Raw genomic sequence first — 19,625 nt, 5'->3', positions numbered from 1 at the left:
CCTTACTTCGCCCCCTCAACCAAGGAAACGAACGAAGCAGGCTGCAGGCTGGCACCGCCGACGAGCGCGCCGTCGATGTCGCTTTGACTCATGTACTCCGTAACATTCTCCGGCTTCACACTGCCTCCGTATTGGATGCGTACTGCTTCAGCAGTCGCTGCATCATACAGGTCTTTTACAAGCGTACGGATGTAGGCGATAACTTCGTTAGCATCCTGGGAAGTGGAGGATTTGCCTGTTCCGATAGCCCAGATGGGCTCGTAAGCAATAACTACACTTGCAGCCTGCTCAGCGCTAAGTCCGGCAAATGCGCCTTCGGTTTGAACCTTGCAGACAGCTTTCGTCTGGTTGGCTTCGCGCTCTTCGAGCTTTTCGCCTACGCAGACAATTGGAGTGATGCCGTGGCGGAATGCCGCATGCATCTTCTTGTTCACGATTTCGTCCGTTTCGCCAAAGTATGCACGGCGTTCGGAGTGGCCAATGATTACATAATCTACGCCAAGGTCCTTCAGCATTACGCCGCTGATTTCGCCTGTGTAAGCTCCGTTATCTTCGAAGTGCAGGTTCTGTGCGCCAATCTTGATGCTGGTACCCTTTGCCGCTGCAACCAGTGCAGGCAGGTTCGTGAATGGCGCGCAGATTACGGTCTCTACGCCTTTCACTTCGGCCTGGCCCTTGACTTCAGCGAAAAAGCCCTCCGCTTCGGAAACTGTTTTGAACATCTTCCAGTTACCGGCGATAATAGGTGTTCTGCTCATAGTAATGAATTGCCTCCTTCTGCCTTCTACGTCTTACTTGTCGTTCAGTGCTTCTACGCCAGGGAGCGCTTTGCCTTCCATGAACTCGAGTGATGCGCCGCCGCCAGTGGAAATGTGATCCATTTGGTCAGCCAGGTGGAATTTCTCTGCTGCAGCTGCGGAATCTCCGCCGCCAATTACAGTGTACCCTTCTGTAGTTGCGCAAGCCTTAGCTACGGCGATTGTACCTTCGGCAAAAATATCGATTTCGAATACGCCCATCGGTCCGTTCCAAACCACCAGTTTGGAGTTCTTGATGATGTCCGCATAAATTTCACGGGTTTTAGGACCGATATCCAGACCTTCCCAGCCGGCAGGAATATCAGTTACATCTACAATTTTGGTGTTAGCATCCGCACCAAACTTGTCTGCAACAACAACGTCAACCGGAAGCACGAAGTTTTTGCCCAGTTTTTTGGCCTTCTCGATAAATCCGAGAGCCGCATCGATCTTATCGTTATCCACCAGCGAGTTTCCGATTTCGTAACCTTGAGCTTTGGTGAACGTGTAGGACAGGCCGCCGCCGATCAGAACGTTGTCAGCCAGAGTCAGCAGGTTGTCGATAACGTCAATTTTGTCTTTCACTTTAGAACCGCCGATGATGGCAGTGAAAGGACGTTCCGGATTGGATAGAGCTTTGCCCAGAACATTCAGTTCTTTCTCCATCAGCAGACCCGATACAGCCGGCAGGAAGTGAGCGATGCCTTCTGTTGAAGCATGTGCACGGTGAGCCGCGCCGAATGCGTCATTAACGAACAGGTCAGCCAGTTCTGCGAACTGCTTCGCCAGTTCAGGATCGTTCTTTTCTTCGCCCGGATAGAAACGGACATTCTCAAGAACAAGCACATCGCCCTCGTTCAGTTCGGCAATTTTTGCTTTTACAGCTTCGCCGACAGCTTCATCAGCCTTTGCCACCGGTTTGCCGAGCAGCTCGGACAGACGCACAGCAGCAGTTGTCAAACGCATGGAATCGACGAATTGGCCTTTAGGACGGCCCATGTGACTGGCAAGAATGACCTTTGCACCGTTCTCAATCAGGTATTTAATCGTTGGAAGGGTTTCGCGGATACGGGTATCATCAGTGATCTTGCCGTCTTCCACTGGCACGTTGAAATCCACGCGCACAAATACGCGTTTGCCTTTAACTTCTACATCACGGACACTTTTTTTGTTCATGATTAACATTTCCTCCACACCCAAAATTGGTCATTCACGAATCCATTTAGAAAGAGCGGAAACAAGGAACTTCTGTTTCCGCTCTATAGATGCTGCTTATGTGAAATCGGTATTATTTAGCAAGCTTAGCGAAGTGTTCCAAAGTGCGGACGAGCTGTGCAGTATAGGACATTTCATTGTCGTACCAAGCAACAGTTTTCACCAGTTGTTTGTCGCCAACAGTCATAACCTTAGTCTGTGTAGCATCGAACAGGGAACCGAAAGTCATACCCTTGATGTCGGAAGATACGATTTCATCTTCAGTGTAACCATATGTGTCTGGGTCGGAAGCTGCTTTCATAGCTGCGTTCAATTCTTCAACAGTAACGTTCTTTTCAAGAACAGTAACCAGCTCAGTCAGGGAACCAGTAGCTACAGGCACACGTTGTGCTGCACCGTCCAGTTTGCCTTTCAGTGCTGGAATTACCAGACCGATGGCTTTAGCAGCACCGGTAGTGTTAGGAACGATGTTCTCAGCAGCAGCGCGGGCGCGTCTGAAGTCGCCTTTAGCGTGTGGAGCATCCAATGTGTTCTGGTCGCCAGTGTAAGCGTGGATGGTAGTCATCAAGCCTTCAACGATTCCGAACTTGTCGTTCAGGACTTTTGCCATTGGAGCCAGGCAGTTAGTTGTGCAAGATGCGCCGGAGATTACAGTTTCAGTACCATCCAGGATGTCATGGTTAACGTTGTATACAACGGTTTTCATGTCGCCGGTAGCTGGAGCGGAGATTACTACTTTTTTAGCTCCGCCTTTCAGGTGCTTCTCAGCTGCTTCTTTAGTTGTGAAGAAGCCTGTGCACTCCAGAACGATGTCAACGCCGAGGTCGCCCCAAGGCAGTTCTTCTGGATTGCGGTTCGCCAGAACCTTAACTTCTTTGCCGTTCACTTTGAAGAAGCCGTCATGTACTTCAACGTCTCCCTGGAATTTACCTTGAGTTGTATCATATTTAAGCAAATGAGCAAGCATCTTAGCATCAGTCAAGTCGTTGATTGCTACCACTTCGATACCTTCTACATTTTGAATACGGCGGAATGCAAGGCGTCCAATACGTCCAAAACCGTTAATACCAACTTTTACACTCATTGAATAGTTCCTCCTAGATTTCGTTTTATTTATTCAAGACAAGCCGTTAAGCTTGTCAAGACAACAATGTTAAGTATAATGCATAATACCTTCGCTTGCTCCCCATATTGTGGAAACTATAGGACCGTATGGCTCTGATTGTCAATTTCCTTGCCAATTTCGACAGCAGCCGCCTCATCGGTAACGAGTATATCCTCCTGTCCAAAGCGCAGCATCGCATGAATCGCCTTAGCCTTGCGTTTGCCTCCAGCAATACCGATAACCACTTCGGTGCGGATGATATCTTCCAGGCGGAGCCCCATGGTCAGCATGGTATGGACAACTTGCCCCTCTTCGTTAAAATAATAGCCGAAAGATTCGGCAACCGCTCCTTCTTCCTGGATTTCTGAGATGGTGGCCTCATCCAGCTTCCGGCGGCGGGTCATTTCAATGGCATCTCCAATACCGTGTACAATAATACGCGATCTGCGGATGATTTGCACGATCTCCCCTATGTTGAAGTCGAGCGCCAATGACTGGTACGCATCTTCACTTAGTAAATCAGGTACATGGAGGAGGCGGTAATTGGCTCCAATCCTCTTGGCCATTGTTGAAGCAATCGTATTGGCCTGAATTTCCATGCTCTCACCCAGCCCTCCACGTGCCGGGACAACCCAGGCATTCTTATAGGAAAGGGGGATTGGTGGTGTGAGCTGGTCTGCCATTTCAGCAAGCGTTGAACCGCCGGTAACGGCAACAGTATCTTCGGAACGCAGTACGCCGAGCAGTGCTTTGGCGCCCGCGCGTCCCAGTTCACGCTTGGTGAACGGCGACGTTTCGCAATCACCGGGTACAACAATAACTTTGTTCAGACCATACGTTGTACGAATTTTCTCCTCCAGATCATCCAGGCCAAACAGGCTCTTGGCGATTGGCTCCAGCAGGTCAAGCAGTCTGCGTCCGGCATCGCTTACGCGCATGCCTACGCTCTCGATCTCAATGAGCCCTTGCGATTTCAGAAGATCCGTCTCGGCGCGCAGTACCCGCTCGGTCATATCAAGCGAAGCGGCCAGCGTTCTGCGCCCAATAATATCGGACAGCATGATCTGATGCAGAATCGTGTAACGTCTCTTAAGGGTTTCCATGAGATCAGGCAGAAGCTGCTTTTGGATTTCTAATAAATTACGCATGCCTTCACTCCTGCAACTTCGTCTTCCTCTTATTCCCTTGTACATGGTCTTAAAACGTCCCGGGTTAACTTTTTAAGTCCCACCCATATTCTACCCAAATATTACGCGGAGTGCAAGTCTTCCGAGAGTATAATTCTCAACCTCTTTTCATCTTATACATCTGCCGCACGAAGGAAAGTGCTGAAAGTCCCGTGACCAGCTCATAAAATCCCGGCAGGTATGAACGGCTATGCGGGAACTCTCCCGAACTAGCGGCCACTATAACGAGCAAGACGAAGTTATTTTTGCAGCAGCAGAATTAATCCATTGCAATTAATCCATAAATAGATTATAATAATTTTTGTTGCGCCCGTGGTCCAATGGATATGACGTAGGCCTCCGAAGCCTGAGATCCAAGTTCGATTCTTGGCGGGCGCGCCATTAATTTCTATTTTGTACATAATTTAGCAGCACCTACTTATAGTATTTAACCAAAGAGCCGCTGATTGGCTCTTTTTTTATTAACTAAGTTTGACTTTCTTTGACTTTTTGTTTGAATTTGTTTATCATGTGGTTATTACGGTAACAGTAACAATGAACACATTCGAAGAACCAATTCAAGGAGGTTTTCCACGTGAGTTATATTCCTATGGTAGTAGAACAGAGCAACCGCGGCGAGCGCGCTTATGACATCTATTCCCGCCTGCTGAAGGACCGCATCATTTTCCTCGGAACGGAGGTTAATGACGTGGTAGCCAATTCCATCATCGCACAAATGCTCTTCCTGGCTGCCGAGGATCCGGATAAGGATATTCACCTGTATGTGAACAGCCCCGGCGGTTCCATTACAGCCGGAATGGCTATATTTGATACAATGCAGTACATTAAGCCGGATGTTTCCACGATTTGTGTGGGTATGGCCGCTTCCATGGGAGCCTTCCTGCTGAATGCCGGTGCCAAGGGCAAACGCTTCGCTCTGCCAAACAGCGAAATTATGATTCACCAGCCGCTGGGCGGTGCTCAAGGACAGGCTACGGACATCGAAATCCGCGCCCGCCGTATCCTTAAGCTTCGCGACAAGCTCAACCGTATCCTCGCAGAACGTACCGGCCAGCCGCTGGAACGCATCGAGAAGGATACAGACCGCGACTACTTCATGAGTGCTGTTGATGCAGCTGAATATGGTATTGTCGATAAGGTTATCGAGAAGACGCTTCCTTCAGGCGTATAATTTAAGCACATCACAAAGAGGCTGCCCGGACCATTGGTCTGGTGCAGCCTCTTCTGTATTTGCATAACAAGCATGTCATCCCAGCCGCCCGTAACCCAGAGAATCCAGCCTACCGGCGATTACACGGTAACCTCTTCCATTCGGATGCACATGATCCAGAGACAGCAGGCTGCGCTCATTGCCGGCAAACTCATGATAGATGGAGGCAAACCCGCATACACTGCTGCTATAACCCGCAGCAAAGGCGTTAAACTGGCGTACCCAGTCTGTAGCTTCCGTTAGCTGAGGATAAGGATTATAAAGTCCTACTATCCGGATGATGTAGGGCTGTCGGCTTCCGTTCTTCAATTGCCGGAGCGAACCCATAATCCCACCGAAATTTCTTTTGCATTCGTGAAGCGCCCGCGCCAGTGCAGGAGACAGGTCACTCGGACGAAATGACACAGCTTTGGCTGCCCTGATCAGATCGTTCCCACCGATCGATATAGTAATGATCTCTGCATCCCGGATGGATTGGCGGAATATGGGGTAACTGTTCAGACGCTGCTCCAGCGCAGCCGTAGTTAATCCATTGATGCCAAGATTCACAGCGCCGACGGGCTCGCGCAGCCGTCCCTCAGCCATTCTGCGGTACACCGGCACGAATCCGTTCCCAGGCAGCGCTCCGAATCCGGTCGTCAAGGAATCGCCAATGGCCGTGTACTGATAGCTCATCTCTTCTTTCCTCCCCTGCGTATAAGCTGGTTTCTCTTTTAGCTTATGAACCGGGGAGGCATTAGGTAACAGAAAGGTGTCCATACACGTCATACGCGGAGCGGACTCATCTGTTATTTTATTAAAAATTGTACTATTTCAGCCCGGCGAACGGGCTGCTGCCATCCGGCAGCAATTCCTTAAAGGTGAACTCAAACTGAGGGAAACCTGCAGCATATGCAGTGTATTCATAGAGCTGGAAGAAGACTACCATCTTCCCGTCTTTCACGTAAAAGTTCTTCTCAGTGTTAAGGCCGTTGAAACCGCCCTGGTAGCCGCCGTCAGCCTTAAACAGCTTGGACAGCTTGGCATTCAGCTCTTTTTTGTAGTTGGGGTTGGCCTTCAGCACATCCCCGATCAGCAGGCGCTTGCCGTCCTTCAGAGAGAAGGTAAACGCATTGCGGTAGGTCATACCATGAGCCCCTCCGGTGTACTCATACTGCTGTGTAATGAGACTTAGGATGCCGTCCTGGTTGTAAGTGATCACGTATCCGCCGTCATACTCATATGGCCGATCATCTGAGGATTTATTCGCAATCTCTTTTTCCGCTTCGGCTGCAAACTTGGTAAAGGTCTGCTTGATCGTGTCATTGATCGTTTTCTGCGCCTCGGCATTCGCAAGCCCGCTGAACTGCGGGTAATCCAGCTTGACCGGTGCGTCTTTATGGTCCTTGACGATGCTCTCCGTCTTTATAGTGATCGCATTTTGCGGTTTGCTGACCACGTTCAGCCGGCCCGTTGCTGCATTCCACTCCCCTTTGTATCCCAGAAAATCGCTGACCAGGTCAAACGGAACGAACAGCCTGTTATTGATGTTTTTGCCCTCATATTCATTTAGATAAAAGTTGTTGATCGAGATTGAACTCTCGTATTCGGAGACTGTCAGCTTAACCTTAGATGTTCCTTTACCGATCGTGTAGGCTTTTTCCGCTTTATCGTAGGTTAAAGGCATGCCCAGGGAATCATGCAGAAAAGAAACCGGAATCCAAACTTTACCCTCCCGGACAATACCGGTCTGCGGGGTGATTGTCCCGTTCACTTTTAGCACAACCAGGGATTGGTCGGCTTTGGACTGTACCGTAGCTGCTGCAGCCTGACCGGCTTCTGCGGGCAAAAGTCCTCCACTGAGCAAAACCCCTGCTGCTACAATGCCTGCGCCCCATTTACGGGCTTGATTCTTCTTGATGTTCTTCATAATAGTATCCCCTTCCGCTGGTACGTTGATAGTCTTGATGTGTTTTCTATAATGTTGATAGTCTTGATGTGTTTTCTATAATATCGAAGTGACAGCTAGCTTGCTGTCTCCCATTCACTCTTCCCATTATAAAGACATTAGGGATGGCGGTTGTTACAAAGCCCTTTACAATTTTTTAAGCTTCGCCGGTGATTCCAGGTCTGCTTATTACATTTCTTTAAACAAAATGAGAGATTTCGCAACCTTTCGCAGTAAAAATAAAAAGAGGCACTGCTCTCCGCTGTACCCAGCAGAAGAAGCGCCTCTTAGGAGTTTTGTTTATTTCAGCTCATACATTACACTAAGCTGGGTTGAGACTCTAACTTCCCCAGGTTCAACATAGGTGCCGCCGGCTGCATCTGCCGATGATTTGGCCATCGTCGCATTCTCCATATAAACGACCGGATGATTACCATCATCGCTCTGCGTGACCGTAATCACCTGGCCCAGGCTCCGCTTAGCTGCTTTGGCAATGACTCCGGCTTTTGCATCCGCATTTGCCATGGCTTTCTCAATCACCTGCGCTTCTAAAGCGGAAGGATCTTCGATAGCAAATTGGGTATTTCCGATGTTGTTTGCTCCTGCCGCGGAAGCCGCATCAAGCAGTTGTCCAACCTTATTCAGATCACGATAGGTGACCTTCAGCGAATGCTGGGCAATATAGCCTTTGATCTGTTGACCCTCTTTTTCAGTATAACTGTAGTTCGGCTGCACGATGAATTGTGTGCTCTGAATGTCCTTGTCTGCAATGCCCCAAGTCGTCTTCAGCAACGCTGAAATCTTACTAATCTTGGCTCCAATGGTCTTCTGTGCTTCTTCCGCCGTTGCTGCTGTAGCGTTAACCCCGATGGACAGATAGACGACATCCGGCTTGAGCGAAAGTTCACCCTTGCCGACGACACTCACAACATTTCTCTGGACATCCTCAGCGGCGTAAGCCTTTTCAGGGCCTTGAATAACTCCACCCAAAGCCATACCTCCAATCATCAAACTTCCTGCCAGCATTACTGCTCCGAGCTTTTTGCTCCATGCCTTCATGTTTGCCATCCCCTTTCGTTAATTATAAGTTGTTGGTACTCTCTAGACGGAGTGGCTTGGCAAAAGTTGCATAACGGTTATTGGTTGCTTCAAAAAAATTTATTCCCCACAAAGGCTTGTCTATACCCGGATATTAAAAAAAGCCCCGAGGGGGCCTTTTGTCACACCATTTAAAAGTACGATCCTGCAACAAATTACTGGTTCTCAAGCTCTTCTTTGCTGACAAGACTTGTCAAAGCGGTTACAGCTTGATCCGCATCGGCGCCGTCCGCGCTGATAAAAATCTCCGTGCCGGAACTGATCGCCAGGCTCATAATACCCATGATGCTTTTAGCGTTCACTTTTTTATCGTCTTTTTCAACGAAAATCTCCGACGAGAATTTGTTAGCTTCCTGCACGAACAATGCTGCCGGCCGAGCGTGAAGCCCCGTCTTCAACCGTACAACTACCGGGTGCTTTGTCATGAAACGCTTACCCCCTATTTGAGATCTGCCCAAAAATTTCACATTAATTTTATAATATTATATCATTATAACCTCAACCACACTAGAAAAAAAATATTCAGCCGCCCCGGACCTTATCCGCCAGCTCGTCAATTTTGCGCAGACGGTGGTTTACCCCGGATTTACTGACCGTACCCTTCAGCATTTCGCCGACTTCCTTAAGGTTAATGTCGGGGTGTGCCAGTCTGATCTCGGCTACCTCACGCAGCTTATCCGGCAGGCTTTCCAGTCCCACTTCACGCTGCAGCAGCTTGATATTCTCGATCTGCCGCACGGCCGCGCTGATGGTCTTGTTGAGGTTGGCCGTTTCGCAGTTGACGATCCGGTTGACGGAATTGCGCATATCGCGCATAATCCGCACATCCTCGAACTTGAACAGCGCTTGATGGGCGCCGATCAGACTCAGGAACTCGATGATCTTCTCGCCTTCCTTGATGTACAGAATGAAGCCCTTTTTACGCTCGATGCAGCGGGCATTCAGATGAAACTCACCTGCCAGCTCCACCAGAGCCTTGCAATGCTCCTCATACATCGAAGCGATCTCCAGATGGTAGGAAGACCCTTCCGGATTGTTGACCGACCCTCCAGCCATAAATGCCCCGCGCAGATAAGCGCGTTTGCAGCAGTTCTTGCCGATAATCTCCGGATCGATCCCATCGGTGAAGATGAAGCCCTCGGAGACGATCCGCAAGTCCTTAAGAATCTCCTGGACACGGCTTGGAATCCGGACAATATAAACGTTATTCTTCTTCAAACGCATTTTTTTACGCACGAGCAGCTCGATATGGACCTGGTAATATTTCTTAAGTAAAGAATATACCCGCCTTGCAATCGCGGCGTTCTCCGTCGAAATGTCGAGAACTACCTTTTTGCTTGAAAGCTGCACTGAACCGTTCATCCGGATCAGCGCGGACATCTCCGCTTTCTCGCAGCAAGGCTGGCTCTCCACCATCGTCAGCTCTTTTTTGGTAAGGGCCGCAAAAGACAAGGGGCTCACCTCTTTCATGTTCCTAAAGAATAAACTTATCTGGAAGTCCAGTCCTGTACAAGCTGGTAAATATGATGACTGAGCTTATCTGTATCATGCCTCAGATAGGTCTTGAATAATACCAGCTTGTCAGCAATGACCTTATACCCGTTGCCATCCACGATGTCACGGTCAAGCTGTACCGGACGGGCACCTTTTTCAGCATATTTGACCTGAACCTGTTCGGGGATTTCCCCGTCGTTCACGATGACATAATCGAATAAATGCAATCCAACATGATCATAAACGGCCTGAAGGTGGTCACTTACTGTATAGTTGTCCGTTTCTCCGGGCTGGGTCATCACGTTGCAGACAAAAATTTTGATCGCATCCGAGGCTACAATGGCCTCCGCCAGCTTAGGTACAAGCAGATTGGGCAGAATACTCGTATACAGGCTGCCCGGGCCGCATAGGATGGCGTCGGCATTGCGGATCGCTTCCAAGGCCTCTGGCAGAGGCTCAACATCCTCCGGCTCCAGGAAGACCCGTTTGATGACACCGCGGGCTTCCGGAATTTTGGATTCACCGGTGATAATGGAGCCGTCGGCCATCTCGGCATGCAGCACTACAGCTTCACCAGCAGCAGGCAGCACCCGGCCGCGCACGGCGAATAACCGGCTAAGCTCACGGACTGCAGTAACGAAATCCCCCGAAATATCTGTAAGCGCCGCCAGGATCAGATTCCCCAGACTATGCCCGGCTAACCCTTCACCACTGCTGAAGCGGTATCTCATGATCTGGGCCATGAGCGGTTCTACATCAGCCATTGCTGTCAGTACATTGCGGATATCGCCGGGGGGCGGCATTTGCAGTTCACTGCGCAGTATGCCGGAACTTCCCCCGTCATCCGCCACAGTAACTATCGCTGTAATATCAAGCGGCTTTTCCTTCAAACCGCGAAGCATAACAGACAACCCCGTACCCCCACCCATGACGACGATACGCGGGCGCTGTCCTTGTTCTTCAGCCACTATTGATCCCTTCTCTCTTAATGCCGATCACGCTCGGAATCCCGGTGGCTGACCGCTACCGATTCCGTCTCGCTAACCCCCAGCATCTTGCCCAAATACTCGGATATGGCTACAGAGCGGTGTTTGCCGCCTGTGCAGCCAATGCCGATAATAATCTGGGACTTGCCTTCTTTCCGGTATTGCGGAATTAGGAAATGAAGCATATCCAGCAGTTTGGTCAGAAATATCTGGGTTTCCGGCCATTTCATTACATAATCGTAAACCTCGCTGTCCTGGCCCGTCTTAGGCCGCAGCTGGTCCACATAATGCGGATTAGGCAAAAAGCGGACATCAAACACGAGGTCTGCATCGATCGGAATTCCATATTTGAAGCCAAACGAGGTAATGTTGACGGAAAGCGTGCTTCTGCCCAAATGAGAAAAGCGTGATACGATTCTCTCCTTCAACTGAACCGGCTTCATGCTGCTGGTATCCAAACACAAGGTGGCTGAATTCTTCAGCTCCTCCAGCATTTGGCGTTCCAGACGGATGCCGTCAAGCGGCATGCCTTTGGGTGCCAGCGGATGATGCCGCCGGCTCTCCTTGTATCGCTGTACCAGTACGGAATCTGTTGCATCCAGGAACAGAATTTCGAAGCCGATCGTAGATTCATCCTTGATATAGGATAGCGATTCCGACAAAGCTGTGAAAAACTCCCTGCCGCGCAAATCGATAACCAGCGCCACTTTGGCAATTTTCCCTTTCGACTGCTCAATCAGCTCGGCGAATTTGGGAATCAGCACCGGCGGCAAATTATCCACACAGAAGAATCCGAGGTCTTCCAGGCTCTGCACAGCAATTGTCTTACCTGCACCTGACATGCCCGTAATAATAATCAGGGTGGCTCCACCGGGCGGTGATTGTTCCAATTCGGTCATCGAAGCGCCCCCTCCCTATCCATAGTATATGAATAATTTCCGCTGCTTAAGAACGCAGCAAAAGACCTGCGGCACCAATAATACCCGCATCATTTCCCAGCTCGGCAGGAACGATGGTCACACCGGTCTGCAATGGGGCCGGAGCCAGCTTGGCGAACACGCGGCGGACCTCGTCAAAGAGAATGTCTCCGGCTTTGGAGACACCGCCGCCAATGATAAACACTTCCGGATTCAGCACCGCTGCAACAGCAGCCATGGATTTACCCAAATAGAAGGCAGCACGGTTTACAATCCGCAGAGCCACTTCGTCCCCGGCCTTGGCCGCATCAAATACCTCTTTGGCTGCGATCTTCTCTACCATGGACAATGATGTGCGGTCGCCGCGGCTTACAGCATCATTAGCCATGCGGATAATACCCGTAGCAGAGGAAACCGTTTCCAAACAGCCCATATTGCCGCAGCCGCATTGAATTGCCTCCAGGTCAGGCACTACAGAAATATGCCCAAGCTCGCCGGCAAGTCCTGCAAACCCTTGATACACCTTGCCGTTAATAATGATTCCGCCGCCGACACCGGTGCCCAGCGTGTAGCATACACAGTTCTCCACACCGCGTCCTGCGCCGCTCCAAGCCTCGCCCAGCGCAGCCACATTGGCGTCATTGTCTATTTTGACTGGCTTGTTCAGACGACCTTCCAGAATGGAACGGATCGGCACATCTCTAAAACCTATGTTAGGCGCAAGGATGATAATTCCTTCACGAATATTCGTAAACCCGGCCAGGCCCGCTCCTACACCGGCAAGCTGATCCCAAGAGTACGGGGAGTCCTCCACAATCTGACGCACATACTTTTCGATATTATCGATGACGGCATCGACGCCATCCGCAGTCCCCGTAGGCCCCTCATAGGTATGCAGCAGGTTCCCCTCGGCATTGCAGATTCCAACCTTAATCGTGGTTCCACCTAAGTCAACGCCAACGTAGATACTTTCAGACATGTAACAAGCCACCTTTTTCTATGCTAAAATAGTTAATCCCACGTACCCACTATAATAGAAGGTATCCCTGCGGTCAAGGAAAGGCGGCACACCCGGCCATATAAGGCAGCTGGTATTTTTTCATGCAAAAAGAAACGGCTGGGCCGTCCTCCCAAGAGGCGGCTTCCGTTTCTCCAGACGTTTAAATTATGCGCTATTCCGACAAAATCCGTTTTTGCCCCTCCAATGCGCGGATCGGTGCGATATTCTGGGTGAATTCAAGGGTGCCCATGTATTGTCCCGCTTCATCGCGGACAGCGAAATAACGGATGTAGATAAATTTATCTTTGATGGCAATCCAGAAGTCCTCAGCATCCTTGCGGCCTGCCTTGAAATCCGCCAATAGCTTCTCTACTACATGTACGCTTTGCGGCGGGTGGCAGTTCTGCACTGTGCGTCCAATGACCGCCTTGGTGCGGGCAAAAATACGCTCTTTGCCATGTGAGAAGTAGCGGACTACGTCATTTTCGTCAATAAACGTCAGGTCGACCGGCAAATGGTTCAGCACCGTTTCCAGCTGATGCAGTGACAACAGGCCCGTTTCGAAGCGGATAAAGCCTTGAGGAGCCACTCCTCCCTCTTGCGCTGGCGCTGCGGCACCCTCAGGCTCTGAAACACGCTCAGGAATCCATTCCCGCTCTGGTGCAGCCAGGCAGAAGCCGATTTCCTCGCTTTCCCGGGCGATTTTGACCCATTCATCCTCAGTCAGCTTATCGAGTGCCATCGGCAGCAGAATATTCTCTTCTTTAAAGATCATTTCATTAACTTCCTGAATAATGTCCGCCAGCAGACTGCTAAGTTCCCCGGCTTCCCCATTGTATGCACTGAGTGCGGCCTTAGCCTGCTTGATCATACTGCGGATACCGTCATCCACCCCCCACATCACCTTGGTAGGTCCATAGATGCCGTATTTCTCAAGGTAGGGAAACAGCAGATTCTCTTTGCGGCTGTAATGCTTGTCGAGATCGAGCAGCAGGCTCAGATCCTCCAACAGCTTGAACCTCATCTCTTCCGTGCCGCTTCTTAGAAATTTATCGGTGTGGAGCTGCAGGCGGAAATTGACAAGACGTTCAATCTCACGGTTCTCCAGCTTGAAGGTGTGCACGGGATGTCCCGGCTGTTCCTCCGGTTTATTGGAACGGTGAATCTCCTGGATCGACCCTTTGAAGATGGCCGTGTGCACAGAGCACAGTCGCTGCACCTCCTCTACAGGAATCCCCTCTTCTGTCATCAATGAATGCTCCATGGCCGAAATTTCTGCTACCGTAACATCGCCTACCGCTTCTGCAAAACGTGCTTTGACTTCCTCCACGCTTTTTCCGGCATGCAGCTCCTTGATGATTTCCCTAAGCATGGCTTGGCGGCGTGTCTGCTCGGGAACATCCACTTCCCGGTTGTTAATCAGTTCGCTCATTGTACTCTCTCCTCTATTGAATAATCTCGAAGCCATGGCGCTCAAAAGCTTGCCGGACGGTTTCGCGATCCATTTTTTTCACTGTGATTCCTTTGGACAGGGTCATGAACCTGCCTGCCGTCTGCAGCATGCCTGGCTTGGCGATATCGCGGAACCCCAGCTCCACCATAATATCTACGACCTCCGGATAACGGCTGACCAGCTCGAATATGGACTCATCCATGTTAAGGCTTTTGCTCATTGCGCTCTCCTCCTGCAGCTTAACCTCCGGCTAATTGATAACCTTTCTCAACACCAGCTTAGCATAGGGTACAGGGCCGGATTGTGATTGCAATCACAAAATCACAAACTTAATTAAGCTGACAACCAATTGGTTTAACCATGTGGATACGGAATGAAACGTATATAGAAAAAAGCTGCCTCCTCCGCATTTCATAGCGTCGGAAACAGCCTCTCGGAAAGGTTGCAGGTTATAGCATTCTGCTCAATCTGGACGAATTGCGGATATCGTGCGAGATCCGCATGCTGCAGAATTTGGGGCCGCACATCGAGCAGAAATGCGCTGTTTTGGCGCCTTCCGCTGGAAGCGTCTCATCATGGTACTCCAGCGCGCGTTCCGGGTCCAGCGACAAGTGGAACTGGTCACGCCACCGGAACTCGAACCGCGCCTTGGATAGTGCGTTGTCCCGGTCCTGCGCGCCCGGATGCCCCTTGGCCAAGTCAGCGGCATGTGCAGCAATTTTGTAAGTAATCACACCTTCACGCACATCATTCTTGTTCGGCAGGCCCAAATGCTCCTTCGGGGTAACGTAACAGAGCATCGCTGTCCCGAACCAGCCGATCATTGCTGCACCAATTGCTGATGTAATATGGTCATAGCCGGGAGCAATATCCGTGGTCAGCGGACCGAGTGTGTAAAAAGGGGCCTCCTGGCAAAGCTCCAGCTGCTTATCCATATTCTCCTTAATCTTGTGCATCGGCACATGACCCGGACCTTCCACCATCACTTGGACATCATGCTTCCAGGCCAAAGCAGTCAACTCACCAAGTGTTTCTAGCTCAGCAAATTGAGCCTCGTCATTGGCATCGGCGATGGAGCCGGGGCGTAGCCCGTCTCCCAGGGAAAAGGCGACATCATAGGTTTTCATAATCTCGCAAATATCCTCAAAATGCGTATATAAAAAGTTCTCCTGATCATGGGCAAGGCACCAGGCCGCCATAATGGAACCGCCCCGTGAGACAATTCCGGTCATTCTGCCAGCGGTAAGCGGAATGTAACGCTTCAGCACACCGGCATGAATGGTGAAGTAGTCTACACCTTGCTCCGCCTGTTCAATGAGCGTATCGCGGTACAGCTCCCAGGTCAAATCCTCAGCTATTCCTTTGACCTTTTCCAGCGCCTGATAGATGGGCACTGTGCCGATTGGAACCGGCGAGTTGCGGATAATCCATTCGCGGGTGGCATGGATTTTTGCCCCGGTGGAAAGGTCCATAATCGTATCGGCCCCCCAGCGCGTTGCCCACCTCATCTTCTCCACTTCTTCTTCGATCGATGAAGACACAGCGGAATTCCCAATGTTCGCATTGATCTTAACCAGAAAATTCCGCCCGATGATCATCGGCTCACTCTCGGGATGGTTGAGATTCGACGGGATAATGGCCCGGCCTGCCGCGACCTCATCCCTTACGAATTCAGGCCGGGTGTTCTCACGAATGGCGATATACTCCATCTCCGGTGTGATAATCCCCTGCCGCGCATAGTGCAGCTGGGTGACATTGCGGCCCTCACGCGCTCTTAACGGGCACCGGTGCAAGCCGGAAAAGCCTCCTTCCAGCGATCCGTCCGCTGTCCTTCCGTTATCTCCGGGCTGCACAGCTCTCCCGGCGTATTCTTCCGAATCTCCGCGTTCCGCAATCCAGCACAATCGGTGCGGCGGAAGACCCTTGCGGATATCGGTCTCTTGTCCGGCGTCCGTATAAATCCCGCTGGTATCATAGACACGCAGCGGCGCATTGTCCGCTTCTCCCGCCACGCCTTCAGTCCGGCTGAGACAGATTTCACGCATCGGAACCTGAATGTCCGGGCGTGAGCCCTCTACATACACCTTGCGGCTCGCGGGGAATCCGGAAAGATTAACCTCTTCCTTTTTTACTGAATCTGACATTCTTATCTCCTCCTCTGTGCTCTATGAGCAATTTGCAGATAAGATAATCACGCAGCAATTCAAAAAGCCGCTCCACCTGGAGCGGCTTTATTCAGGAACAGCCAAAGAAGGCTGCGCTAAAAAAGGTCCGACTCCACTTTCCTACGCTGGTATGATCCAGATCAGGTTCAAGGGTCCGGGAATCACTTATCCCGTCTCAGCCTATTCAGGCTCCCCTAGTGGGTATCTTATCTAATTAAATACAATTTACATGGAGTGGTATTTTGTGTCAATAAAAAATTTTGCTGATTGAGCGCCTCCGTTACTTATCCAGCGTTTCGCTCCAGTCATGCACCATCGAGCCCTCCAGATATTTCTCGGCATCCATGGCGGCCATGCAGCCGGTCCCGGCAGCTGAGATCGCCTGGCGGTAACGGGTATCCTGCACGTCCCCGCAAGCAAACACGCCCGGAATGTTGGTTTCGGTTGTGCCCGGATTAACCACGATATAGCCGTTGGCATCGGTAGTGATCTGGCCGCCCAGGAAGGCCGTGTTGGGTGTGTGGCCGATAGCGATAAATACGCCGTCCGCTTCCACAAGCTCTTCAGCACCCGTCTCATTGTTGCGGACCTTCAGTCCCTTCACCCCGGTATCCCCGATGGCGACTTCAAGCGGCGTGCGGTTCAGTGCCCAGGCCACCTTGCTGTTCTCCCGCGCGCGGTCCTGCATGATCTTCGAAGCGCGCAGCTCCGGACGGCGGTGGACCAGGGTCACGCTGGAAGCGAACCGCGTCAGGAAGCTCGCTTCCTCCATTGCGGAGTCGCCGCCGCCAACCACTACAATCTTTTTGCCGCGGAAGAAGAACCCGTCGCAGGTTGCACAGGTGCTGACCCCGCGCCCGACATTATCCTGCTCTCCCGGGATGCCCAGGTACCTCGCCGAAGCCCCGGTCGAAATAATTACCGACTCTGCTTCCAGCACACCCAAGCCATCCACGGTTATCTTAAATGGGCGCTGCGAGAAGTCCACAGCCTCCACCCAGCCATTCTTAAATTGAGCCCCAAAGCGCTCTGCCTGCTTGCGCATGTTATCCATCAGATCTGGACCCAGGATGCCATCAGGAAAACCGGGGAAGTTCTCTACCTCTGTCGTTGTAGTCAATTGTCCTCCCGGCTGCAAGCCTTCAATGACGAGGGGGCTGAGATTGGCACGCGCCAGGTAAATCGCAGCAGTCAGTCCTGCCGGGCCTGTTCCGATTACAATTGTTTTGTACATGAGTATATCCTCCTTAGGGTCAGATATTTTCCGTAAAAGGCGGCAAAATGTCCGCTGCCGCCCCGTCCTGCGGGAACCCGCATACTTGATGAATACGCCGCGCGTACCGGCTTACCATAGAGACCGAAACGCCGTAGCGCTGGGCAGCCTCACGATAGGTAAGCGGATGGCCATGCAGCTTGGCGGTCAAATATTCCAGAGCCGCACACCAGCCCGCAGTATGCCTAAACAAGGGAACATCCGGGTAGAGACGGCTTATAAACTGCTTCCAGAGGAGCTCAGCATCCTTCTTCAGAACGGCATCATACCGCCGGTCCATCACGGCAGCCGTATGATCAATAACCCGCTGCCAGTCCTCTTTCCATTCCGGTGGCCCTTTATGGATTGGCACGACCGGCTCTTGTACCGCCCTCTGGATTGTGTTCTCCTCCGGTGCGCCACCGATCAGGCGCTGCAGCCCGAGAAGTGCAGTCTCCTGCAGCGGCTCCTGCTCAGAAATCCCCTTCAGCACCTCGGACATTTCATCGTCCCCGATCCAGCGGAGCGCCTCTGTCACCTGAAGCTTCGTACTTGAATCACCGTAGCGCAGTGCCCAAAAGAACGAAGCGCGCAGCAGCGGATTATTCCGCACCTCCTCAGAGAAGCTGCCCATGTTGTTCTTCCACTGCTTGAGCTGCTCCTGGAAAGGCAGCTGATAATTATAGCTTACCGGAGGCAGCGGACGGCCTTCAGCCTGTGCCAGCTGAAGCTGGGACAGGAAAAACTTCGGTACTGCGGATTCCGGGTCCAGCTTCGCGGCCAGCTGCCAGCAGCGTACCGCCTCGCTCTCAAGTCCGCTGTTGCTTGCCGCAGCCGCACAGTAATGGTACAAGCTGGCATCGCCGCCAACCTCCTCGTCCTTCAGCAGGCGGCGGAAGTGCCCGTAGGCTGTTCTGTGCTTCCCCAGAATCCCCATCGTCGTAGCCATTTTGAATACATGCTCCTGGTGAAAAGGCACTGTGGCTTCCAGCATGCGCACCAGCCCCTCCAGCTGCTCCCGATCGCCGGCATACTGCAAGAAAATAGCCATGTTGCACAATGCATGCAGGTTCCCCGGGTCCTGCGCGAGCACTTCGCCAAGGCATTCCTTGGCTTTGGCAAAGCGGCCCATGTAGAAATAGGCAAGAGCCAGATTGTTATGCGCCGCCAGGAAATCGGGGATGTTCTGTACAATTTCTTCAAGCAGTGCGACCGCTTGCGGAAACTTTCCTTCCTCGAGCAGGCTGCGGGCTCTGTCATGCTCCACTACACCCTCCCGGCTGCGGATCCGGACCAGCGGAGCCGGACGGTTCAGCTCATATTGCAGCAGCTCCATCAGTTCTTCGGACTCGGCCATGAACTCTCCGCTCGCATCCTCCTGAAGATAGGTAACCAGACTGCGCTCGGCCTCTTCAAAGCTTTCCATATTTGCATAGTTATTAGCCATATAGAAGTGGCATTCCGTCATAGAGGGATCAATTTCCTCCAGAACATGGGTTAGGATGTCGTTGGACGCCTCATATTTCCCCATCTCGGATAATATACCCGCCATATTGCAATGATTCACCGGGTTCTCCGGTTCATATTCAACAGCTTTGCGAAAATTCTTCAATGCCTTATCATATTGAAAGCGGTCGAGTGACCGTACGGCTCTTTCAAAGAAAAAATTGGCATCCAGAGTAACGGGAATCACATTACCATTCTCCACGTCATTCTCTGAAGTTCTCTCAATCATGGAAGCAAGGCACCTCCCTTTGTAAGCTTCCTTATCCTCACGAAAAATAGGAGAGCGGCGGTAATCCCTGCGCTGGCTCCCATT

General features: G+C 51.4%; 18 protein-coding genes, 1 tRNA gene and 1 riboswitch. Of the genes, 2 read left to right on the top strand and 17 right to left on the bottom strand.

Going from position 1 to position 19,625, the window contains the following annotated elements; all coding sequences use genetic code 11:
* Positions 1–2: 2 nt before the first annotated feature.
* The 4 genes from tpiA to PGRAT_RS00890 all read right to left on the bottom strand — a co-directional run bounded on the left by tpiA (position 3) and on the right by PGRAT_RS00890 (position 4,265).
* Positions 3–758, bottom strand: a complete 756-nt coding sequence (gene tpiA / locus PGRAT_RS00905) for a triose-phosphate isomerase (RefSeq protein WP_025704346.1) — start codon at positions 756–758, stop codon at positions 3–5.
* Between the two features lie 33 nt (positions 759–791).
* Positions 792–1,973 carry a phosphoglycerate kinase gene (locus PGRAT_RS00900; RefSeq protein ID WP_025704347.1) on the bottom strand — a complete coding sequence of 394 codons (1,182 nt, stop codon included), beginning with the start codon at positions 1,971–1,973 and terminating at the stop codon, positions 792–794.
* Positions 1,974–2,085: 112 nt separating this feature from the next.
* On the bottom strand, positions 2,086–3,096 hold the full coding sequence (gene gap, locus PGRAT_RS00895) for a type I glyceraldehyde-3-phosphate dehydrogenase (protein ID WP_025704348.1): 1,011 nt from the start codon (positions 3,094–3,096) through the stop codon (positions 2,086–2,088).
* Between the two features lie 116 nt (positions 3,097–3,212).
* Positions 3,213–4,265: a sugar-binding transcriptional regulator gene (locus tag PGRAT_RS00890; protein WP_025704349.1), complete on the bottom strand. Its 1,053-nt coding sequence runs from the start codon at positions 4,263–4,265 to the stop codon at positions 3,213–3,215.
* A gap of 345 nt (positions 4,266–4,610) precedes the next feature.
* Between PGRAT_RS00890 and PGRAT_RS00885 the strand changes: the two genes are divergently transcribed.
* Together PGRAT_RS00885 and clpP are read left to right on the top strand one after the other, a co-directional pair.
* Positions 4,611–4,685: transfer RNA gene (locus tag PGRAT_RS00885), tRNA-Arg, on the top strand.
* A 193-nt stretch (positions 4,686–4,878) separates the two neighbouring features.
* Positions 4,879–5,475: an ATP-dependent Clp endopeptidase proteolytic subunit ClpP gene (gene clpP, locus PGRAT_RS00880; RefSeq protein ID WP_025704350.1), complete on the top strand. Its 597-nt coding sequence runs from the start codon at positions 4,879–4,881 to the stop codon at positions 5,473–5,475.
* Positions 5,476–5,550: 75 nt separating this feature from the next.
* Here the strand turns inward: clpP and PGRAT_RS00875 are convergent, their stop codons facing one another.
* From PGRAT_RS00875 to PGRAT_RS00815, 13 genes are all read right to left on the bottom strand, one after another.
* Entirely contained in the window at positions 5,551–6,189 is a 639-nt protein-coding gene (locus PGRAT_RS00875) for a GDSL-type esterase/lipase family protein (protein WP_025704351.1), read from the bottom strand.
* 133 nt (positions 6,190–6,322) lie between these two features.
* Positions 6,323–7,423 carry a PdaC/SigV domain-containing protein gene (locus PGRAT_RS00870; RefSeq protein ID WP_025704352.1) on the bottom strand — a complete coding sequence of 367 codons (1,101 nt, stop codon included), beginning with the start codon at positions 7,421–7,423 and terminating at the stop codon, positions 6,323–6,325.
* A gap of 318 nt (positions 7,424–7,741) precedes the next feature.
* Positions 7,742–8,500: an SIMPL domain-containing protein gene (locus tag PGRAT_RS00865; protein ID WP_025704353.1), complete on the bottom strand. Its 759-nt coding sequence runs from the start codon at positions 8,498–8,500 to the stop codon at positions 7,742–7,744.
* A gap of 194 nt (positions 8,501–8,694) precedes the next feature.
* A complete protein-coding gene (locus PGRAT_RS00860) occupies positions 8,695–8,964 on the bottom strand; it encodes an HPr family phosphocarrier protein (protein ID WP_020425593.1) in 270 nt (89 codons plus the stop codon).
* A gap of 97 nt (positions 8,965–9,061) precedes the next feature.
* Complete coding sequence (whiA, locus tag PGRAT_RS00855) at positions 9,062–9,991, bottom strand: DNA-binding protein WhiA (protein WP_020425594.1); 930 nt, start codon at positions 9,989–9,991, stop codon at positions 9,062–9,064.
* Between the two features lie 35 nt (positions 9,992–10,026).
* Entirely contained in the window at positions 10,027–10,962 is a 936-nt protein-coding gene (locus PGRAT_RS00850) for a gluconeogenesis factor YvcK family protein (protein ID WP_167337245.1), read from the bottom strand.
* 56 nt (positions 10,963–11,018) lie between these two features.
* Positions 11,019–11,918 (bottom strand): RNase adapter RapZ, encoded by a 900-nt coding sequence (rapZ, locus tag PGRAT_RS00845; RefSeq protein ID WP_025704355.1) that lies wholly within the window; start codon positions 11,916–11,918, stop codon positions 11,019–11,021.
* 46 nt (positions 11,919–11,964) lie between these two features.
* Entirely contained in the window at positions 11,965–12,915 is a 951-nt protein-coding gene (locus PGRAT_RS00840; protein WP_025704356.1) for an ROK family glucokinase, read from the bottom strand.
* A gap of 193 nt (positions 12,916–13,108) precedes the next feature.
* On the bottom strand, positions 13,109–14,368 hold the full coding sequence (locus PGRAT_RS00835; RefSeq protein ID WP_025704357.1) for a DUF438 domain-containing protein: 1,260 nt from the start codon (positions 14,366–14,368) through the stop codon (positions 13,109–13,111).
* A 13-nt stretch (positions 14,369–14,381) separates the two neighbouring features.
* Positions 14,382–14,609 (bottom strand): DUF1858 domain-containing protein, encoded by a 228-nt coding sequence (locus PGRAT_RS00830; RefSeq protein WP_025704358.1) that lies wholly within the window; start codon positions 14,607–14,609, stop codon positions 14,382–14,384.
* Positions 14,610–14,838: 229 nt separating this feature from the next.
* Positions 14,839–16,533: a phosphomethylpyrimidine synthase ThiC gene (gene thiC, locus PGRAT_RS00825; protein ID WP_025704359.1), complete on the bottom strand. Its 1,695-nt coding sequence runs from the start codon at positions 16,531–16,533 to the stop codon at positions 14,839–14,841.
* 121 nt (positions 16,534–16,654) lie between these two features.
* Positions 16,655–16,760: riboswitch (TPP riboswitch) on the bottom strand.
* A gap of 74 nt (positions 16,761–16,834) precedes the next feature.
* On the bottom strand, positions 16,835–17,788 hold the full coding sequence (gene trxB / locus PGRAT_RS00820) for a thioredoxin-disulfide reductase (protein WP_042265835.1): 954 nt from the start codon (positions 17,786–17,788) through the stop codon (positions 16,835–16,837).
* 19 nt (positions 17,789–17,807) lie between these two features.
* Entirely contained in the window at positions 17,808–19,541 is a 1,734-nt protein-coding gene (locus PGRAT_RS00815) for a tetratricopeptide repeat protein (protein WP_025707062.1), read from the bottom strand.
* Positions 19,542–19,625 lie beyond the last annotated feature (84 nt).

Source organism: Paenibacillus graminis, assembly GCF_000758705.1.
GTDB lineage: Bacteria > Bacillota > Bacilli > Paenibacillales > Paenibacillaceae > Paenibacillus_AQ > Paenibacillus_AQ graminis.
The sequence above is the reverse complement of the archived record's forward strand: the minus strand, read 5'-3'. Positions and strand labels throughout refer to the sequence as shown.

Bases quoted from the DNA above. Each gene is read 5' to 3' on its own strand.
- PGRAT_RS00870 (WP_025704352.1), bottom strand. From the start codon at position 7,423: ATGAAGAACATCAAGAAGAATCAAGCCCGTAAATGGGGCGCAGGCATT.
- PGRAT_RS00835 (WP_025704357.1), bottom strand. From the start codon at position 14,368: ATGAGCGAACTGATTAACAACCGGGAAGTGGATGTTCCCGAGCAGACA.
- trxB (WP_042265835.1), bottom strand. From the start codon at position 17,788: ATGTACAAAACAATTGTAATCGGAACAGGCCCGGCAGGACTGACTGCT.
- rapZ (WP_025704355.1), bottom strand. From the start codon at position 11,918: ATGACCGAATTGGAACAATCACCGCCCGGTGGAGCCACCCTGATTATT.
- PGRAT_RS00815 (WP_025707062.1), bottom strand. From the start codon at position 19,541: ATGATTGAGAGAACTTCAGAGAATGACGTGGAGAATGGTAATGTGATT.
- thiC (WP_025704359.1), bottom strand. From the start codon at position 16,533: ATGTCAGATTCAGTAAAAAAGGAAGAGGTTAATCTTTCCGGATTCCCC.
- PGRAT_RS00830 (WP_025704358.1), bottom strand. From the start codon at position 14,609: ATGAGCAAAAGCCTTAACATGGATGAGTCCATATTCGAGCTGGTCAGC.
- PGRAT_RS00890 (WP_025704349.1), bottom strand. From the start codon at position 4,265: ATGCGTAATTTATTAGAAATCCAAAAGCAGCTTCTGCCTGATCTCATG.
- PGRAT_RS00850 (WP_167337245.1), bottom strand. From the start codon at position 10,962: ATGGGTGGGGGTACGGGGTTGTCTGTTATGCTTCGCGGTTTGAAGGAA.
- PGRAT_RS00860 (WP_020425593.1), bottom strand. From the start codon at position 8,964: ATGACAAAGCACCCGGTAGTTGTACGGTTGAAGACGGGGCTTCACGCT.
- gap (WP_025704348.1), bottom strand. From the start codon at position 3,096: ATGAGTGTAAAAGTTGGTATTAACGGTTTTGGACGTATTGGACGCCTT.
- tpiA (WP_025704346.1), bottom strand. From the start codon at position 758: ATGAGCAGAACACCTATTATCGCCGGTAACTGGAAGATGTTCAAAACA.
- PGRAT_RS00865 (WP_025704353.1), bottom strand. From the start codon at position 8,500: ATGAAGGCATGGAGCAAAAAGCTCGGAGCAGTAATGCTGGCAGGAAGT.
- PGRAT_RS00875 (WP_025704351.1), bottom strand. From the start codon at position 6,189: ATGAGCTATCAGTACACGGCCATTGGCGATTCCTTGACGACCGGATTC.
- PGRAT_RS00900 (WP_025704347.1), bottom strand. From the start codon at position 1,973: ATGAACAAAAAAAGTGTCCGTGATGTAGAAGTTAAAGGCAAACGCGTA.
- PGRAT_RS00840 (WP_025704356.1), bottom strand. From the start codon at position 12,915: ATGTCTGAAAGTATCTACGTTGGCGTTGACTTAGGTGGAACCACGATT.